This is a genomic window from Rhodopirellula sp. JB055 (assembly GCF_043100905.1).
Taxonomy (GTDB): Bacteria; Planctomycetota; Planctomycetia; order Pirellulales; family Pirellulaceae; genus Rhodopirellula.
This window is the reverse complement of the sequence record NZ_JBICHO010000424.1, coordinates 1-19,342: the sequence shown is the minus strand read 5'-3', so window position 1 is coordinate 19,342 and position 19,342 is coordinate 1. Positions and strand designations below refer to the sequence as shown.

Here is a 19,342-nt window from a genome sequence, read left to right as displayed (position 1 = left end):
AAACTGGCGCTTCGGGTTTTGAGAAAAACGCAACTTCAAAACTGGCGCTTCGGGGTTTGAGAAAAGCGCAACTTCAAAGCCCTCGCGTACGCCTGGACGGCGTCGCTCGATATAGTGTATCGCTTCCCCTAAACTTCGTTTCGGGAGAGGTGCTTCATGCGGACAAACGCTTCCAAAAGACGCCCAGCGGTTGCTTTGGGCGGGGCGACGCTGCGACTTACAGATCCAGTTCGTCCAGCGAATCGATCAGGCGATCCAGGTTGTCTTTGGGCTTCTCGTTCAACGCAGCCTGTCGTTTCTTGAGGTTGTCATCGATTCCAACCGCTTCACGACCGGTTAACAGCAACTGTTCGTCGCGTTCACGGGCGGCGGTCGCGATCGGGTCGCTCTTGTCGGTGGGAGCACCGAAGAGCTGGGACAGGTCGATCTTGAAACCCTCGTCGCCCTCGGTCACCGCGCCGGCGATGGCCGGGGCTTTGTGCTGCGGGAAAATGATGGCGTTCTCAGGGCACACGCGGCTGCACGCTGGGCAACCTTTGCGGCAATTGTCGGGTTGCTCCACCAAGATGTTTTCGACTCCATCGACGCCGTACACGCCGAACAAGCAGAAATCGATGCATTCCATGCAGTTCGTGCAGCGACTGAAGTCGATGACGGGATACCAGCGGCGACTGGTTGTTTCGTCGACCTCGACAATTTGGCCGCCGACGATCGGCAGCGACCGATCGGCCTCGTCGACAATGTTCAAGATGCGTTTGATTTCACCAATGAAGTCGTCGGCGGACTCCGATACCTTTAAGTCCAGGCAGTGAATGGTTCGGTCCGGTCGCGGATACAGATCGGTCACCCGGTCGACGGGTTCTGGAGCGTCCGCGGTTGAGTCAGAGGCTTCAGAATTCGCGGGTGACGATTCGTCCTCGTCGTCTTCATCCGCGCCCAGTTCGACTTTGCCGGTGGCGCCGCCAATTCCGTTGCGGTCCAGGACCCAGTGGGCGGCTCGCGAAAAGATCCAACTGCAGACGATCAGGTCGCCTTCGATTTTTTGCAGCAATTCCAGGGATTCGCCACCCTTGGGCAAATCGTACAAGTGCGGCACCATAATGACTTCGACGCCGTCGAGCTGTCCTGCGGACTGCGCAATCGCCGATTCCAGGCCTCGTTTGGCCGGATTGCGAGATTGTCCTTTGGAAACAACCAGCGTGCACGTGGTGGGTTTGGCGGCGGAGATCATGATTCATCCGAAGAAAGCAAATGAGCAGGCACTTCATCCTGACTCTTGAACAGCGACAAATCAACCGGAACCCGTTCGTAGGGGGCGTTCTCTACGGCACTGGACCGTTAGTCTATACTCTTTGCGTGAACGTGAACTGTTTGCTCTTATCCGCGATTTCCCAGCCATCAGCCCCACTTCCTAGCCTCGCATGACTGTTGCTCTGTTTATTCCCTGCTACATCGACCAGTTCTATCCCAATGTCGCGATTGCGACATTGACATTGCTGGAACGCCTTGGGGTCCGAGTGGAGTATCCGGCTGGTCAAACTTGTTGCGGGCAACCGATGGCGAACACCGGATGCGACGCTGAAACGGCTCCGGTGGCCAAGCAGTGGGTCAAACGATTTGCTGGTTACGATGCCGTTGTGTGCCCCTCTGGTAGTTGTGCGTCGATGATTCGGAATCACTACGACGATTACTTCGGCCCGAAAGACGTTGAATTCCAACACTTGCGTGACAACACTTTCGAACTGAGCGAATTCATCGTGGATCAGTTGGGAGTTCGTTCCATTCCCGGGCGTTTCAATCGTCCGGTGAGTATTCATTCCAGTTGCCATGGTTTGCGAGAATTGCGACTGGGCAAGTGCAGCGAAAACATGACGCCGCGAGAAGATAAAATGCGGTTGTTGTTGGAATCTCTTGATGGAATCGAGATCAAACCGCTCTCCCGAGTCGATGAGTGCTGTGGTTTTGGGGGGACGTTTGCGGTTGCTGAACGAGAGACCAGCGTGGCGATGGGAATCGACCGTGTGACCGATCACATCTCGTCCGGAAGCGAAGTCATGGTTGCTGGCGACATGAGTTGTTTGATGCACATGGGCGGTTTGATCCGTCGACGCAACATGCCGATGTCGGTGATGCATATCGCTGAGGTGTTGTCGGAGGCGATGCAGGAAGAGGTCTCCGATGCGGATCGCGCTTCCTCAGTGGTGGCGAAACCGTGACCGTCGGACGGTTTCGGCGTGCTTGTTTGTTTGAATGAATTTTATCGCGAAGTGACCTCCCTTGACCTCTACTCTTCCCATCGTCGATCACCCGAACGCCGCCCGTGAGTTCGTGACCAATGAGCCACGGTCGCATTGGCATGATGATTCGCTGTGGTTCGTGCGCAGCAAACGTGACAAGCAGGCTCATTCGATTCCCGAGTGGGAATACCTTCGCGAACAAGCGTCCACGATCAAGACACATACGATCGCGAATCTGCCGGAATATTTGCAGCAGTTCGAGGCCAACGCGACTCGGTTGGGGGCGGTCGTTCACTGGGCGGCTGACGCCGAAGAGCACAATCGCATCGTGCTGGATCTGTTGCGCCGCAACGACACGCTCCGCATCGTCAAAAGCAAATCGATGCTGACCGAAGAGTGTGGGCTGAATGAGTACTTGATTGAAAACGGGATCGACGTGGTCGACACGGACCTGGGAGAACGCATCGTTCAGTTGCGTGGCGAAACCCCCAGTCACATCGTGCTGCCGGCGATTCATATCAAGAAGGAAGAGGTCGGCGACACTTTTCACGAGCACCTCGGAACCCGGGCGGGCGAGTCCGACCCGCAAGTGTTGACCGAAGCCGCTCGTGGGCACCTACGCGGCAAATTTTTGAGCGGTGAAGTTGGGATCACCGGTGTCAACTTCGCGATCGCTGACACCGGCGGTTTGGTCGTCTGCACCAACGAAGGCAACGCGGACTTGGGCGTGTCTTTGCCGCGAATCCATATTGCCTGCATGGGCATCGAAAAGTTGGTGCCGCGGTTCCAAGATCTGTCGGTGTTCACTCGGTTGCTCGCTCGCAGTGCAACTGGCCAACCGATCACCAGTTACACGTCCCACTTCCATGGGCCTCGTGACGAAAACAGCGAGCTGCACATTGTGTTGGTTGACAATGGTCGCTCCAAAATTCGCGTCAGCAAAACATTTCGCCAATCGCTGCATTGCATTCGCTGCGGTGCTTGCATGAACACTTGCCCGGTCTATCGACGCAGTGGTGGGCACAGCTATCGAGCCACGGTGCCGGGGCCGATCGGCAGCGTTTTGGGGCCGTCAAAAAATGCCAAGGCTCACAAGAGTTTGCCGTTTGCATGTAGCCTCTGCGGTTCGTGCACGGATGTTTGCCCGGTCAAGATTCCTTTGCACCATCAATTGCTGGCTTGGCGAAAAGTTTTGGTGGGCAAGCGACTCGTCGCTTGGAACAAACGGATGGCAATGAAGGCCGCTTCGTTCCTGTTCCGCAATCCATCGCTGTTCGCGGCGGCGGGCTACGTTGGACGCGTGGCGTTGAAGGTGCTGCCAAAATCGCTGACCCACAACCGGCTGAACACGTGGACCAAGGATCGGGATCTTCCTGAACCGCCCAAGGAATCGTTCCACGAGTGGTACTCCAAGAACCGTCCATCAGGAGCTCAAGCGGTTTCGAAGGAGGAGCGGTCATGAGCGGAACACATTCTAACAGTCGGCAGATCGTCTTGGATCGATTGAAAGGTTGCGTCGTCGACGCGCCCGAGTTGCCCACCATCGATCCTGCTCGCGTTATCCGATTCGATGATCGTTTGCGGCAATTTCAAGACACGTTGGCTTCGGTGGGCGGTGAGGCTCATTTGGTCGACACGCCCAGCGAAGTTCATGAAAAGTTGCAAACGATCGAGGTTTTCCAGTCCGCACGCCGGATTGCCTCGACCTTTCCGGACGCGGTTCAGTCCACGGTGGATTTGTCGAGCATCGACGACCCGCATGCCTTGTCGACGCTGGATTGGACGATCGTTCGTGGCGAATTTGGCGTGGCGGAAAATGGAGCGATTTGGATCGATGGTAAAACGTTGCCTCATCGAGTCATGATCTTCATCGCTCAGTACTTGGCGATTGTGATTTCGCGATCCGATCTGCTGAACAACATGCACGAAGCGTATGCCCGAATCGGTACTCCCGGTCCAGGTTTTGGCGTCTTTGTTTCCGGTCCTAGTAAAACGGCGGACATCGAGCAGTCGTTGGTTCTGGGTGCCCACGGATGCCGCAAGCTCCAGGTTTTTCTGCTGCCTTGAGTCGCGAGGCTTCGCGACCTCGATCGCGAATCAGTTGTTATTTGGGCGTCGATTTCCGTTTCGTGTGATCAACCGTGTTGATGGCCAGGATTCATGTTGATTCGCAAATTCGTCGCCGAAGATCGTGATGCGGTTGTGGATCTTTGGTTGGCGGTGTTTCCTCGCTCCGCCGGGCACAATGATCCTGGCACCTCGATCGATCGCAAAATGTCCGCGGACGATGGATTGTTCTTTGTGGCGACGGACGATGAGAACGTGGCGGGCACGGTGATGGCCGGATACGACGGGCATCGCGGATGGCTGTACTCCGTCGCGGTGTCGCCAGCCTTCCGGCGACGTGGCGTGGGGACTCGATTGGTGCGGCATGCTGAATCGGAACTGTCCCGTCGTGGTTGCCCGAAGGTGAACCTGCAAGTGATCGCCGACAACAGCGAGGTTGTCGCATTCTATCGATCACTCGGATTTCAAGTGGAAGAACGAATCAGCATGGGCAAACTGACCGGGGAGTGATCGATTCGACGGTGGAATCCATGTCGCAGGCACCATGTCGCAGACGTGCAAAGGATTCCCGGAACGCTTGGGGCGGGCGCGGAGCGATGGCCTTATGAAATCCGTCAAAATCAATCGTCCTTGGCACCGACGGACTCGGAAGTCCGTCGTACGGCTAGCCCATTCCTTCGATCATCGCTTTTCGGTGTGCGACGGCTTCTTTTTTTGTCTTGAACGTCAAGAAACGTTGGACCCCTTCTTCCTGCCAAGTCGCGACCCAGCGGCCGTAGAAGTTTCTGCTGACGCCTGTGATGCCAGACGTGTTGTTGGTGGGTTTCTTGCGGGGCCCTTTGCGCCATTGTCGCTCGCCGAGCTCTTTGATCTTGGCGTCTCGCCATTTCTGGGCCTTGGCCAGCGACTTTCGGATCCCACCGTCGGAGAACCGAAAGTACTTCGAGTGCTGTTCGCCTTGCCGGACGATCCGAACGGTCCAGCCTTCGGGACCCCGAGAGATATTTAGGTTTTTTTTCTTGCTCATGCTTTCTACGATAACCTGCCTCAATCGGCCGATCAACATAGAGTTCACGCACGGTCCCTGGATCTCGCAGAATCAACCGGCTTGAAAACCGCGAATCAGGGCGATTCCCAGCCGATCGGTTGAGTCCAGGCTTGTTGTTTCTGGTCCTTGAACGACGGGTCTCGGGGTGGTTGATCGCTGGTCACGACCGCCCGAACGTACAGTTCCTTCCCCGTCAGCGTGTACTGAGGTTGCAGGCTGGCGGAGGTGGCGACGGTCACACCAATTCGGTGCTCGTCGATCAAGCCGTCTGTTTTGGCCAGAGTGGCAATGAACTGGGTTTGGTACTTCGTGCCGGGTTCGGAATGAATTTGCAGCGACAGAGTTTTGGATTCGGTATCGTATTTCACGTCGTCCAGGCTGACTCCGCTGGAGGCATAGAAATCGCCTCGTTTCATCGCTCGGATCAGGTGCTCGGGCGTCAGGTATTGGCTGCGGACCATCACCCACCCGCGACCGGGACGCGATCCAGGTTTGCCGTGGTATTCGTGGCCGTCATCCGTCGCGACGCCCATCATGGGTGGGACGTTCAGCGATGTTTGACGCAGGGCGTTGATGATGTCCCACATGCGTTCGATGCTGGGGTGTTCGTCGTCGCCAAGGTGGTTGACTCCTGGATGCCCATTGTAGACCTCGAAGAAACGTTCGGAGACAACCGACGCAAGGTCTTCAGCGGTAATGGCGTAGTGAAAGTTCGGGTGGTTGACGTGCGGCAGAACTTCTCGGCCGTGTGCCTTTTCATGTTCCAGGATTGCTCGCAAGTTGTTTTCGATCACTTGACGAACCGTGTCGCCACCGGCGGGTTCGAGCGTTTCGGCCAGGTTCGTCGCGTTGACGTGAACGGGTTTGCCTTCGCCGCGGTCGCTGATTTCTTCCGCGGGAATCAGGATGAATTGGTGGTGTTGTTCGACCAGGTACCGGAACTCGTCGAGCGGTTTGAGTCGCACTTGGTAGTCGGCTTCGCCTTTGGTGCCGCGGGTTTCGACCCAGGCATCGCCGAATCGTGCTCGGTAACGATCCAGGATCCCTTCGTCACTGCGTTGAAGGATTTTGGAATAGGCCATCCACCGCGATCCTTCGCTGAGCACGTTGTGATCGGTCAGGGCCAGAAAGTTGTAGCCCTCGGTTTGGTACCAATCCGCGATCATCTCGGGGAATTGATCGCCGTCACTCCACAGCGAATGTGCATGGATGTTGCCCTTCCACCATTGTGGTGCGGGTTCCTCGGCCTGGCAGGGCGGAGTGAAACCGAGCGATGTGAAACACAGTGCCAGCAAGGCAAAGGTGGGAAGGTAGGGGCGTGACTGGCGTGTGGCGTTCATGCTTCGTTTCGCGCGGGGCAGGAGTCGACGGGAGGGAACTGCGGAGAGTCACAGAGTAGAACAGTTGTCCCCAACTGTTTGCGTGACTGGGTTGATTTTCCAGAGACACATGGTGCGATCGCGGGCGACGCTGGTACGTCGTGGCGGCCCTATTGGGCGGGAAAGCTGCTCGACGGAACATTTGGGGACAAATGTTCTACTCTGAGGAGTGCTCCCAAAAGCGATGTCAGGCAATGAAAAACCTCTCGCCAGCGGAGTTTTTTGGCGAGTCACGACGTCGCTGCAAGAAACTTCACGTTTTTTCGGATTGCCGTCAAAGTTTACCCGACTGGCATCCGATACCTACTTTCGGATGAAGGTCTCGTTCCATTCGGTGGAACGATGATGGGCGAGACTTTTGTAGGGGGGCTTTCCACACTCGGCCCGACCGGGGACATGCCATGCCGCACTCGCGGCACTCGTGGGGTATGTTCAGCGGCGGCACCGCGCCAGGGAAGTCCAGGGCATGAAACGCTCATTGATCCGTTTGACTGCAAAACTGCAAGTGGGAATCACACTCCTGATCGCCAGTGGATGCGCACCGACTCAGCCGTTCTTCTTGAACGAGTCTCCGGACCTGAACTACTATCTCAACTCAGCCACCCAGATTGAATATCCGGATGTGGACGTGGAGAGTCTGCCCGAAACGACGGAGGCGTTGCCTCCGCTGGCGATCGGTAATCACGACTACCAGTTCTGGGATTTGACGCTGGAAGAAGCGACCAACATCGCGTTGCAAAATGCGAAGTTCTACGTCACTACCAGCGGGATCGCGGAAGCTCGTCAAAACGTGTCCGATCAGTTCATCAGTGGAACCGCGGATCAGTTTGGCAGCATCTACGACGTCGCCATCCAGCAATCGACCACTCAGTCGGTCCCATTGACCGTCGACAGCAACGGCAACCGCACCTTGCCTCGGGGCGTTCTGCGAGCCAACCAAGTCGGCGGCGTGGAAGACGCCTTGGCCGAGTTCGATGCTCAAGCCAGCGGTTTCATCAGCTACAGCAACACCGACCGTCCACGGAACACAGGCAACAGCTCGGTTTCGACATCATTGTTTCAGTCCGACGATGTGACCGCTCAAGCCGCGATCAGCAAACGCTTCGCAACCGGTGGTGTCGCCACTCTGCGTCACCAATTGGTTTACGGTTACAGCAACCTGCCCACAGCACCGTTGGCTCTGAACTCTGCATCGCGAGTCGTTCCGAGTGACTACACCGTGACGATGGAAGCACAAGTTCAACAACCTTTGATGCGGAATCGCGGCACCTTGGTCAACCGAATCCCGGTTGTCTTGGCCAGCCTGAACGAAGACGTGTCGATCGCCGAATACGAGATTCAAGTTCGTAACTTGGTTCGTGACGTCGAGAACGCATACTGGGACCTGTACGTTTCCTATCGCAACGTGGCCACGGCCGTGGTTGCTCGCAACAGTGCGATGGCGACTCAGCAGGTTGCACAGCTCAATTTGGAAAACGGCACGGGAACGCTGCAAGAATTGTCGCAAGCCAAAGGCCAGTACTTCCAGTTCCAAGCCCAGTTGGAAACGGCACTGGCAGGATCGAACTTGCCCGGACCGGATGGGGCAGGCGTCTATGGCAACGAAAACCGACTGCGAGAGTTGATGGGCTTGGCCGCCACAGACGGTCGCTTGATTCGTCCCATCGACGAACCCTCGCTGGCTCGAGTGGAGTTCGATTGGTATGAGTCGGTCGCCCAAATGCTGTACCTGTCGCCAGAACTTCGTCAAACCAAGACGCGAATCAAGCAACAAGAGTTGGAGGTGATCTCGGCGAAGAACCAGATCCTTCCCGAAGTGAACCTGTCGTTGCTTTATCGCTGGGTCGGTGTCGGTGACACGCTTGGTCCTCCGGATGGCGGAACAGGACAGTTCCCGCAACCAGGCAGTTCCGCACTGGGCAGTTTGACCGGCGGTGATTTCCAAGAAGGTGCCGTTCGACTGGAAGTGACTCCGCCTGCCTTCGGTGCACGTCGTGAATTGGCTCGGATCCAGAACGCGAAGCTTCGCATTGTCCGTGAACGTGCCAAGCTTCAAGAGGACGAACGGTTGTTGGTCAGCAAGTTGTCAGGTGCCGTTCGCAAGGCTCGCTCGCACTACCAGTTGACTCACACCAACGCCCAACAGTGGCAAGCGTTTGAAACCGAAGTCGAGACTCGTTTGGCGGAATACGACGCCGGAACTCGAGACATCAACGTGGTCCTGCAAAGTCAACAACGCAAGGCTCAAGCCGAGATCAGCTACTACCGTGCACTCGCCGAGTACAGCAAATCGCTGAGCTATGTGGACTACCTGAAGGGCACCCTGCTCGCCAACAGCGGCATCACCCTGCGAGAAGGTCCTTGGAACAAGAAAGCCTACTGGGATGCACTCGAACGTGCTCGTGAACGAAGTGCCGGCAAGAAGTTGCAGTACGGTGTGACTCGCCCAGGTGTGGTTCGCCAAGGCCCAGTTCGCGATGCGGATTCCGTTTCGCAAATCGTCGGCAGTGGTGCCACCACTCACGGACAAACGTTGCCACCTGGTGAATTCGAGATGAACGCGGCTGACGGCCAAGTCATCTTCGGCGATGCCAACGGCGAAGCCTTGCCAATGGACATGGGAGTCGTTCGCGATCCCATTCGCATCGAAGACCAGCCAATCAGTGAGTTTGGAAGCAGCACCCACGAAATCTTGCAGGCTCCTCAGCCCATCGATCGGCTGTCGCCACCTGTGAATGTCCCAACGCCGGCTCCTTCGATTGAATCGGTTCAACCACTTCAATCGCCCGCCGCATCGTCCAGCGATGGTGCGTCGTGGGGCAAGGCTCGCCGAGTCCAACCCGCTGCGTACACGGCACCGGCTCAGACTTCGGTCGCGGAACCTGCCGAGTACTCACCGCAACCCGTTCGGCGGAAACCCATTCCTCGCTGAAACACCTGAACACGAACCCGGTCTGAGTCACTGACCAGGCCACACGGTTCTCATCACCTTCGTAGGGGCGGAGGCTTGGGTGGTTGTCGTCCGACACACGCGCGTTGGATCCACGACCCACCCCCACGACTAGCTCGACCGGTCTGCTTGCAGGCCCGTCGGGCTTTTCGTCGTTTTCAGACCAGTACGATGGGCTTCCTAGCCCGTCGCGAACACTAGTGGTCTGTCGCGACTTGTTTTTAGGGCAGTGGACGAGGCGACCCTCACTTTTAACTTTGACAGAGCGCTAGGCGGACTTGCGTCGCACACCGACGGGCTGGGAAGTTTGTTGTGCAGAGCGGGGACGACGGGCTGGGAAGCCCATCGTACGGTGAGGGCGGCTGGCATGATTTTGGTTGGCGGGTTAGGAAAGTTTCGACGGCCTGCTAGCATTGACGCCGCACGCCGGGCGGCTCCATCCAATCCGAGCTTGAACACGTCCGGTCGTCCCCCATACCTTTTTATCCTCACTGTTTTCCGACCATGATTCGCACGCGATTTGCCCCCAGCCCGACCGGATACTTGCACATCGGCGGCGTCCGTACCGCACTCTTCAATTGGCTGCTCGCGAAACAGGCTGGCGGGCAATTCATCCTGCGAATCGATGACACGGACGCGGGACGCAATGTCGAGGCGGCCCTGAAACCGATCCTGGATGGCTTCCGTTGGCTGGGAATGGACTGGGACGAAGGCCCCGATGTCGGCGGACCCCACGGCCCTTACTTCCAATCGGAACGAGGAGATTTGTACCGAGCCGCTGCTGAGAAGCTGCTCGCCGGCGGTCACGCCTACCGCGATTTCGCCAAGCCCGAAGAGTTGCAAACGCTTCGCGAAGAAGCTCAGAAAGCCGGCGAGGCGTTTGTCTACGATCGACGCTGGATGGCGGAAGACGAAGCCGCCGCGGCCAAGTTCGAAGCCGAAGGTCGGCAAGGCGTCGTGCGGCTGAAAATGCCCCGCGAAGGCCAATGTGTGATTCAAGATTTGATTCGAGGTGAGGTCGTTGTGGAGTGGGCATCCGAACAAGACCACGTGATCGCGCGTGCCGACGGCAGCCCGCTGTATCACCTGGCCAGCGTCGTCGATGATCACGAACTGAAAATCACGCACGTCGTTCGCGCCGCGGAACACTTGCCCAACACGGCTCGCCAAGTCTTCATCGCTCAATCGCTTGGGTACGACCTGCCGACTTACGCTCACCTGCCTTACGTGGCCGAACCCGGTGGATCTGCCAAGCTGAGCAAACGCAAACTCGACAAGTACAAAAAGAACCGCGACTTCGCGGTGTTGTTGGCTCATGGTGAAAAGATCGCTGAGCGTTGCAACATGCAAGTCGACGCGGACACGTTCAATCCTGTGTTGGTCGATTTCTACCGCGAGATCGGGTTCTTGCCCGATGCGTTGCTCAACTACTTGTTGTTGCTCGGATGGTCGCTCGATGGCGAGACCGAGAAGTTCACGATCGCGGAAATGATTGAGAAGTTCACGTTGGATCGCGTCAACAAGGCGCCTGCTTCATTTGACCCGGCCAAGCTGCAATCGTTCCAAGGCGATGCGTTTGCGGAGTTGTCCGATCAGAAGCGGACCGAGTTGGTGCGCCCGTTCGCGGTTGCTGCTGGCTTTGTTGCCGAAGGGGATTCCGATGAAACGTTGAAAGCGGTTGTGACTGCGGCTGGCGATCGTTTGAAGATGGCCGGTGACATCATCGATTTCGACTACTGTTTCGTGGACGACTACGTCGTGGACGAAAAGGCATACCAGAAACGCTTGGTCAAAGCCGATGGTGCGAAGGAGTTACTTGCAAAGCTGAACGAGACGTTGAAAGCTACGACCGAGTTCGACGCGGCCAACGTGGAAACGACCGTGAAGTCATTCTGCGAATCCGAAGGCATCAAGATCGGTCAAATCATTCACGCGTTGCGAGTCGCGACGACGGGAGCGGCCAGCGGTTTCGGTATGTTTGACGCGCTGGCTGTTTTGGGGCAAGCCAAGGTGACCGCACGGATCGAAAAAACGATCGCGGATCTGCCGAACTAGAGCCACTCATTCTTTTGGGCGGCGTTGATCATCGGGGCTGACGAGAGGCCTCGTCATGGCAATTGGACTTCGATCAGCGTGCCGTTTTGACGAATGGGAAACACGGCCTGCAGCGGTTGGCCACTGGAGGTTTGCGTTCCCGACGCGAGTTCATATTGCCATCCATGCCACGGACACGTCACGCAGCCGTCGGCGACGTGGCCTTCCGCGAGCGGACCGCCTTGGTGGGTGCAGATGCCGTCGATCGCGAACCACTGTCCCGCGTGAAAAATCACCGCGAGAATTCGGTCTCCTACCAAGGTTTCGCGAACGAAGGATTCGGTATCGGGATTGGCGGCGAGGCGTTCTGCAAGGCCCGCTTCGATCTCAGCCAAATCAAACGCGGCGTGCCAAGGCAAATCTGGTCGCGGTTGAGCGTTGTGGTTTTGCTGGGCGAGTTCGTTGGGATACAAATCTCGCTTGGGTTCTGGTTCAGAGGGGGGCGGTTGGGAATCGTTCATGGGGGCTGTCCGTGGAAGGCCGTTGGGAATGCACAGTGTGAAGTTTGCAGCCGATCCGGGCGACCCCGGGGGGACACAGTTATCGACTCGCCGTTACAATTCGGACGTCCCTCAGCTCACACATCACTCCAACGAGACGATCGGATGACTTTCGCAATGCTTTCACAACAGGATGTGACGGCGGATCCATGCCGCTACGGTCGAAGCACGCCCGCCGTTTGGCTAGGCAGCTTGGTCGCTGCTCTCTGTTTGATTCCCAACCTCTGTTCTGCCGACGACACGGCAAAAAAGGATTCGTCCGTGCCATCGAAACTCCATGAAGTCGAGGGGATCAGTGAGTATGTGCTGCCCAACGGCGTGAAGGTTCTGCTTTTCCCCGATGAGAGCAAAGAGGTCGTGACGGTCAACATGACCATCTTCGTTGGCTCCCGTCATGAAGGCTACGGCGAAGCCGGGATGGCACACCTTCTCGAGCACATGTTGTTCAAGGGCACGCCCACGCACCCCGAGGTTCCCAAAGCACTGCAGGATCGCGGAGCACGGTTCAACGGCACGACTTGGATGGACCGGACGAACTACTACGAAACACTTCCGGCCAGCAAAGACAACCTCGAATTCGCGTTGAATCTCGAAGCCGATCGGTTGCTCAACAGCAACATCAAAGGCGAAGACCTCGAAAGCGAAATGACCGTGGTTCGCAACGAGTTCGAACGCGGCGAGAATTCTCCGATGCGAGTCTTGATGCAGCGAATCGAATCCGCCGCGTATGACTGGCACAACTACGGCAAATCGACGATCGGCAATCGCAGCGACATTGAGCGCGTGCCGGTTGTCAAACTACGCCAGTTTTATCGCAAGTATTACCGACCCGACAACGTGATGGTCATCATTGCGGGAAACTTCGAGGTTGATCACGCGTTGAAATCCGTGAACGATGCGTTCGGCAGCCTGCCGGTTCCCAGCACACCCATCGACGAAACCTACACGGTCGAGCCACCCAAAGACGGGGAGCGAACGGTCGTGTTGCGCCGAGTGGGTGACGTTCAAGTCGTCGGCGCTGCGTACCACATTCCCGCCGGCAGCCATCCGGATTACGCCGCCGTCAAAGCGCTCACAAGTGTGTTGGGCGATGAGCCCAGCGGTCGTCTGTACAAAGAAATGGTCGAAACTGAAATCGCCAGCAACGTTTTCGCGATGTCCTTCGGTTTTCGCGAACCAGGGTTGCTGATGACGATGGCGGAAGTCCCAGCGGAGCAATCGATCGAGCAAGCTCGTGCCAAGTTGATCGATTTGATGGAAAACGAATGGGCCGATCATCCGATCACCGAACAGGAAGTCGAGCGTGCCAAGCAACAGATTTTGAAGGCCCGCGAATTGGAGGCTGCCAACACCGACAAGATCGCGGTTTCGCTCAGCGACTGGGCGGCGCAGGGCGATTGGCGTTTGTATTTCTTGTACCGCGACGCGGTGGAAGCGTTGACGGTGGAACAAGTTCGCGAAGTCGCCAGTCGTTATTTGAAACGCAACAATCGCACCGTGGGATTGTTCATTCCTTCGGAGGAATCCGATCGAGTGAGCGTGCCCGAATCACCTGATTTGGCAGCGTTGTTGAAGGATTACAAAGGCCGTGCTGCCGTTGTGACCGGGGAGCGTTTTGATCCCGATCCCGAAGCGATCGAAGAACGAGTTCAACGCGGTCAATTGGTTGGCGGCATCGAATACGCCGTCCTGCCCAAGAAAACTCGTGGTGACTCGGTCTCGGTGTTGATGACCCTGCGTTTTGGAACGCCTGAATCACTCAAGGACAAACTCGGCGCGGTTGAGTTGTTGGGGATGATGATGGCTCGCGGTACCGAAGACCTTGACTATCAGCAACTGCAGGATGAGTGGACTCGTCTGCGTGCCGAAGTCCAGATCTACAGCTTGAAAGGTGTGCTGCAGGTTCAGGTGCAAACCAAGAAAGAGTTCTTGCCTGAAGTGATCGAGCTGTTGGGCAAGATCTTCCGTTCGCCTCGTCTAGAACCCTCGGAACTGGAAGTGATGCGGCGCCAAGTCGTCACCGGTTTGGAAAAAAGCAAGACCGAACCGAATGCATTGGCACCACGACGAGTTCAAAAAATGCTCTCGCCGTACGACAAGGATGACATTCGTTACGTGATGACGATCGACGAAGAAATCGCGATGTACGAAGAAACGACCATCGAGCAGATTCGTCAGTTGCACGAGGAGTACCTTGGCAACCAAGCGGGCGAGTTGGCCGTGGTGGGGAACTTTGAAGTCGAACCCACGCTGGCGAAGTTCCGTTCGATCTTGGAGGGATGGGAATCCAAGCAGCCGTTCGAGCGGATCGTGACGCCGGCGCAACCCGATATTCCCGGCGCGATGGTGACGATCGAAACCCCCGACAAATCCAACGCGTTGTTGTACAGCGGCCAGCAATACAAGTTGGCGGATTCCGACCCTGAGTACGCTTCGTTGGTGCTGGGCAACTTCATCTTGGGCGGCGGATCGCTGAGCAGCCGGTTGGCCAATCGGGTCCGTCAGCAAGAAGGGTTGTCTTACGGTGTTCGCAGCGGTTTGACGGCTGCGAACTTTGCGGTGGATGAAAAGGTCAGCTTCACGCTGTATGCGATCACGAACCCAACCAACAAAGACAAACTGCTTCGCGTGATTCGCGAAGAGGTCAATCGAGTGCTGGAAGAGGGGGTCACCGAAGAGGAATTGGAACAAGCCAAAGGGGCCTACTTGCAAGCTGCACGGATTGGCCGAACAGGTGATTCGAAGCTGGCCAGCATGCTGGTGAAATCGATTTTCAATGATCGCACGATGGCATTTGTGGCAGAGCACGAGTCGCAGATTCAGGCGGCGACCGTTGATTCGGTCAACGCGGCGCTGAAAAAATACCTGGATCTCGATGGCTTGGTGATGGCCATCGCGGGTGACTTTGCGGCGGTCCAGCAGCCAGCAGAGTGATCGCAACCGCCGTTCGGCTGGGATCGATCGACAAAAAATGAATGAAGCCGGATCGGGCGGGTGCCAGGTCCGGCTTTTGTTGTTTACACTCGGCTCCAACATTGATCTTTTTCATCCGAGTGTTTCGTCCTTGTCCAGGGTTCCTGCTGGCTGGTGTTGTGCCAGTTGAGGGGGGGCGCTTTTGATGAGGTTCGTTTTTGCCTGCGTTGTCGAGCGTTTTTTTATGACAACTTCATCCACCAACGATCCTGTGGAAACTCCCTCCACTCCCGCGGACAGTCTGCGAACACCGTTGGATGCTTGGCACCGCCAGGCCGGAGCCAAAATGGTTCCCTTCGCTGGTTATGAGATGCCGATCCAGTACGAGGGCATTGTCGCGGAACACCAAGCGTGTCGAAATGCCGCCGCTCTGTTCGATGTTTCGCACATGGGCCGCCTGCGTTTTGATGGCGACCACGCAGCCGAGTTTCTCGATCACGTGCTGACACGCCGAGTGACGGACATGGTGCCCGGCCAAGTTCGCTATGGCATGGTCTGCAACGCAGAGGGCGGCGTTTTGGACGATGTGCTGGTTTCGCATTTGCAAACTCCATCGGAACGACGTTTTCATCTGTTGGTAGTCAACGCATCCAACCGGGAAAAAATCCTGAAGTGGTTCGAGCCTCACCTGGCGGACTTTCCCACCGTGACGATGTCTGATCGCACGGAATTGACGGCGATGATCGCGATTCAGGGACCGATGGCGATCGAAGTCTGCAAAAAACTGTTCACGGTCGATCCATCGCGACTGAAGAATTACAACGCCTTGATCACCGACCAATTCGCGAAACCCGTGATTGTCAGCCGGACGGGTTACACGGGCGAGGATGGATTGGAATTGATCGTTCGAGCGGAAGAGGCAGAACGGGTTTGGGAAAACGTTTTGCTCGCCGGTCGCGAAGCTGGTTTCAAACCCGCTGGATTGGGCGCCCGTGACACATTGCGGATGGAAGCCGGGATGCCGCTCTATGGGCACGAACTGGACGAAACGATTGACCCGATCACCGCTGGTTTGAAGTTCGGTTGCAACCTGAAAGACCGTCACTTCATCGGTGAAGAAGCTTTACGAGCCGTTGTTGAAAATGGCCGAACGCGTTGCCGAATTGGATTGTTGCCAACGGGCAAACGGCCCGCACGTGAAGGCTGTGACGTGCTCAACGCTGATGGCGAAACGATCGGCAAAGTCACCAGCGGCGGACCGTCACCCACGCTGGGAGTTCCCATCGCGATGGCGACGATCGATGCCGAACATGCCAACGATGAGAGCTTCCAAATTGACATTCGTGGTAAGACCACCGAAGCGTTGCCGACCAAGTTGCCGTTTTACAAACGGCCGGTTGTTGCTTCCTGATTTCCCTGTGCGGTGTGGAACGAGTGTTGGCAGCCTGACGCTGTCTGTCGTTGACCGTATCATTCATTGATTCACTATTTCTTCCATTTTTCATTGATTCGTTAGGAGCCTCTGATGGCACGAGACCCTTCGACCCTGCGTTACGCCGAGACCCATGAGTGGGTGGATGTCCAAGAAGAAGGCGGCGACAAGTTCGCAACGATCGGTATCTCGGCCTTTGCCGTCGAGCAGCTCAACGACTTGGTCTACATGGACCTGCCCGAAGTCGGACGAGAACTTGAAATTGGCGAAGAATTCGGTGAAGTCGAATCCGTCAAAGCGGTTAGCCCTTTGTACAGCCCCGTGGCTGGCGAAGTCGTCGAGGTTCATTCCGACCTGCCCGATAATTTGGACAACTTGAACGAAGACGCGTTCGACTTTGGATGGATTCTGAAAGTGAAATTGTCAGCGGATCTGCCCGATTCGTTGATGGACTATGCCGCTTATCAAAAACAGTGCTCCGAAGCAGGTTGATCGAATGAGTTATCTCTTTCACACCGACGAAGACCGCCGCGAAATGTTGAAATCGATCGGTGCCGAAAGCATCGATGAGATCATCAACGATCAGGTGCCCGAAGCGGTTCGTATGAATCGTCCCTTGGATTTGCCACCGGCTTGCAATGAGTTGGCGTTGACCGCCGAGATGACTCGGTTGGCCGCACGCAATGCATCGGCGGATTCACATGTCTGCTTCTTGGGTGGTGGCGCGTACGACCACTTCATCCCTGCCGCTGTCGACGAGATTGCTTCTCGGGGCGAGTACTACACGTCGTACACGCCTTATCAAGCCGAGGTCAGCCAAGGCAATTTGCAGGTGATGTTCGAGTACGAAACTCTGGTCACACAGTTGACCGGGTTGGGCGTCAGCAATGCCAGTTTGTACGACGGCGGATCCGCAGCGACCGAGGCTGTGTTGATGGCGTTGTCGATGCAACGCGGACGCAACAAAGTCATCACGACCGATGTGGTTCACCCTCAGTATCGCGACATCTTGGTGGCTTACCTCAAGAACATCGACGCTGAGTTGGTGGTGGTTCCTTCGGATGAGAATGGGCATTCCAAGCCCATGATCGATGCGATCGATGACGAAACCGCATGCGTGCTGATTCAGCATCCAAACTTCGTCGGTCAACTCGAATCGGTTTCTGAAATCGCAGCCGCGGCCAAGGAAGCTGGTGCACTGACGATTCAAGTGTTCGACCCAGTGAGCCTCGGGCGTTTGAAGCGTCCCGGTGACATGGGCGTCGACATCGCCATCGCGGAAGGTCAAAGCCTGGGCAATCCGCTGGCATACGGCGGGCCGTACCTTGGCATCATGGCATGTCGCGACGAATTGGTGCGTCGACTGCCGGGCCGGATCGCGGGGCAAACGACCGATCGTCGTGGAAAGCGTTGCTGGGTGCTGACGTTGCAAACTCGCGAGCAACACATCCGCCGCGAAAAAGCGACCAGCAACATTTGCAGCAACCAGACCTTGTTGGCTTTGCGAGCGACGGTGCACCTGTCGCTGCTCGGCCCGGAAGGTTTGAAAGAGACCGCGGATCATTGCATCGCGAAAACGGCTTATGCCAAAGAAGTGATTGCGAAGTCGGATCGTTTCGAAGTTGTTGGCGAGGGGCCGTCGCTGAAAGAGTTTGTCGTGCGAGACCTTGGATCCGACGTCGATGGCTTGCTGGCTCATGCTCGTGACAACGGCTTGCTAGCCGGGATTGATATGACGCCGATGTGCGTTGGTGGTTCCGAAGCCTCGGAAACCGCAGTCGCTTTGCCGTCGCGATACGAGCATTGTTTTCTCGTCGCAGTGACCGAAAAACGTTCGCGTGTGGAGATCGATCGTTGGGCCAAAGTGCTCTGCGAAGCTCCCTCGATGGCCACGGTTTGATTCAACGAAGTTCACTCATTTATTCACGCAACCATGCGAAACCAACAATCGACTCAGCTTCTGTTTGAACTCAGCCGCGCTGGAAGACGTGCTCATCGACTTGGCGATTTGGACGTGCCATCGGTGAACGTCGACGAACTCTTCGCGGACGAGGCTCTGGCTGAAACGCCGCCGCCACTTCCTGAGCTTGCCGAAGGCGACGTGGTCCGCCACTTCGTTGGTTTGTCGACATTGAACATGAGCGTCGACACGCACTTTTACCCGTTGGGTTCGTGCACGATGAAGTACAACCCGAAACGCAATGAACGCATCGCGTCGTTGCCTGGGTTCCTCAATGTGCACCCGCTGCAACATGAGTCGGGCCTGCAAGGGTTGTTGGAGTTGCTGTACGAACTGCAAGGCATGTTTGCGGAAATCAGTGGCTTGCCGGGCGTTTCCATGCAGCCTGCCGCAGGAGCGCATGGTGAGTTGGCGGCATTGTTGGTTGCGGCGGCTTACTTCCGCGAACAAGGCAGCGATCGCAGCGTGGTTTTGACCGCTGACTCGGCGCACGGAACGAATCCCGCCAGTGCTCAAATGGCCGGTTTCAAAACCAAGACGGTCAAGAGCAACGCGAATGGTTTGGTGGATCTGGAAGATCTCAAAGCCAAGCTCGATGACAAGACAGCCGTGTTCATGTTGACCAACCCAAACACATTGGGGTTGTTTGATAGCCAGATCGAAGAGATCAACCAATTGGTTCACGATGCCGGAGCGTTGATCTACTTGGACGGTGCCAACATGAACGCGATCTTGGGCATCACTCGTCCAGGCGACTTCGGT

15 protein-coding genes are annotated in these 19,342 nt (G+C 56.6%); 11 read left to right on the top strand and 4 right to left on the bottom strand.

Annotated elements, in window-relative coordinates; all coding sequences use genetic code 11:
• Positions 1-217: 217 nt before the first annotated feature.
• Positions 218-1,231 (bottom strand): ATP-binding protein, encoded by a 1,014-nt coding sequence (locus tag ACF8AM_RS16675; protein WP_392556723.1) that lies wholly within the window; start codon positions 1,229-1,231, stop codon positions 218-220.
• A gap of 190 nt (positions 1,232-1,421) precedes the next feature.
• On the opposite strand from ACF8AM_RS16675, the gene ACF8AM_RS16670 reads away from it, so the two are divergent.
• The 4 genes from ACF8AM_RS16670 to ACF8AM_RS16655 all read left to right on the top strand — a co-directional run bounded on the left by ACF8AM_RS16670 (position 1,422) and on the right by ACF8AM_RS16655 (position 4,814).
• A complete protein-coding gene (locus ACF8AM_RS16670) occupies positions 1,422-2,216 on the top strand; it encodes a (Fe-S)-binding protein (RefSeq protein ID WP_392556722.1) in 795 nt (264 codons plus the stop codon).
• A 61-nt stretch (positions 2,217-2,277) separates the two neighbouring features.
• Positions 2,278-3,699: a lactate utilization protein B gene (locus ACF8AM_RS16665; protein ID WP_392556721.1), complete on the top strand. Its 1,422-nt coding sequence runs from the start codon at positions 2,278-2,280 to the stop codon at positions 3,697-3,699.
• Complete coding sequence (locus ACF8AM_RS16660; protein ID WP_392556720.1) at positions 3,696-4,304, top strand: lactate utilization protein C; 609 nt, start codon at positions 3,696-3,698, stop codon at positions 4,302-4,304. Before ACF8AM_RS16665 ends, ACF8AM_RS16660 begins: the two co-directional genes overlap by 4 nt.
• A gap of 93 nt (positions 4,305-4,397) precedes the next feature.
• Positions 4,398-4,814 carry a GNAT family acetyltransferase gene (locus ACF8AM_RS16655; RefSeq protein WP_392556719.1) on the top strand — a complete coding sequence of 139 codons (417 nt, stop codon included), beginning with the start codon at positions 4,398-4,400 and terminating at the stop codon, positions 4,812-4,814.
• A 154-nt stretch (positions 4,815-4,968) separates the two neighbouring features.
• On the opposite strand, the gene ACF8AM_RS16650 is transcribed toward ACF8AM_RS16655, so the two are convergent.
• Entirely contained in the window at positions 4,969-5,370 is a 402-nt protein-coding gene (locus ACF8AM_RS16650) for a hypothetical protein (RefSeq protein ID WP_392556724.1), read from the bottom strand.
• 56 nt (positions 5,371-5,426) lie between these two features.
• Positions 5,427-6,692, bottom strand: coding sequence for a PHP domain-containing protein (locus tag ACF8AM_RS16645; protein ID WP_392556718.1), 1,266 nt, complete (start codon positions 6,690-6,692; stop codon positions 5,427-5,429).
• A 505-nt stretch (positions 6,693-7,197) separates the two neighbouring features.
• On the opposite strand from ACF8AM_RS16645, the gene ACF8AM_RS16640 reads away from it, so the two are divergent.
• The gene (locus ACF8AM_RS16640) at positions 7,198-9,663 is read left to right on the top strand and encodes a TolC family protein (RefSeq protein WP_392556717.1); all 2,466 of its coding nucleotides are present in this window, start codon (positions 7,198-7,200) and stop codon (positions 9,661-9,663) included.
• A 522-nt stretch (positions 9,664-10,185) separates the two neighbouring features.
• Positions 10,186-11,736, top strand: a complete 1,551-nt coding sequence (gene gltX, locus ACF8AM_RS16635) for a glutamate--tRNA ligase (protein ID WP_392556716.1) — start codon at positions 10,186-10,188, stop codon at positions 11,734-11,736.
• Positions 11,737-11,789: 53 nt separating this feature from the next.
• Here gltX and ACF8AM_RS16630 read toward each other — a convergent pair whose 3' ends face one another.
• A complete protein-coding gene (locus tag ACF8AM_RS16630) occupies positions 11,790-12,236 on the bottom strand; it encodes a Rieske (2Fe-2S) protein (protein WP_392556715.1) in 447 nt (148 codons plus the stop codon).
• Positions 12,237-12,380: 144 nt separating this feature from the next.
• On the opposite strand from ACF8AM_RS16630, the gene ACF8AM_RS16625 reads away from it, so the two are divergent.
• The 5 genes from ACF8AM_RS16625 to ACF8AM_RS16605 all read left to right on the top strand — a co-directional run.
• Positions 12,381-15,209, top strand: coding sequence for a M16 family metallopeptidase (locus ACF8AM_RS16625; protein WP_392556714.1), 2,829 nt, complete (start codon positions 12,381-12,383; stop codon positions 15,207-15,209).
• A 223-nt stretch (positions 15,210-15,432) separates the two neighbouring features.
• Positions 15,433-16,599: a glycine cleavage system aminomethyltransferase GcvT gene (gcvT, locus tag ACF8AM_RS16620; protein ID WP_392556713.1), complete on the top strand. Its 1,167-nt coding sequence runs from the start codon at positions 15,433-15,435 to the stop codon at positions 16,597-16,599.
• A 114-nt stretch (positions 16,600-16,713) separates the two neighbouring features.
• Positions 16,714-17,112 carry a glycine cleavage system protein GcvH gene (gene gcvH / locus ACF8AM_RS16615; RefSeq protein ID WP_392556712.1) on the top strand — a complete coding sequence of 133 codons (399 nt, stop codon included), beginning with the start codon at positions 16,714-16,716 and terminating at the stop codon, positions 17,110-17,112.
• Positions 17,113-17,116: 4 nt separating this feature from the next.
• Positions 17,117-18,520 carry an aminomethyl-transferring glycine dehydrogenase subunit GcvPA gene (gene gcvPA, locus ACF8AM_RS16610; RefSeq protein ID WP_392556711.1) on the top strand — a complete coding sequence of 468 codons (1,404 nt, stop codon included), beginning with the start codon at positions 17,117-17,119 and terminating at the stop codon, positions 18,518-18,520.
• Between the two features lie 33 nt (positions 18,521-18,553).
• Positions 18,554-19,342 (top strand): aminotransferase class V-fold PLP-dependent enzyme (locus ACF8AM_RS16605; RefSeq protein WP_392556710.1); only part of this gene is annotated, 789 nt, incomplete at its 3' end.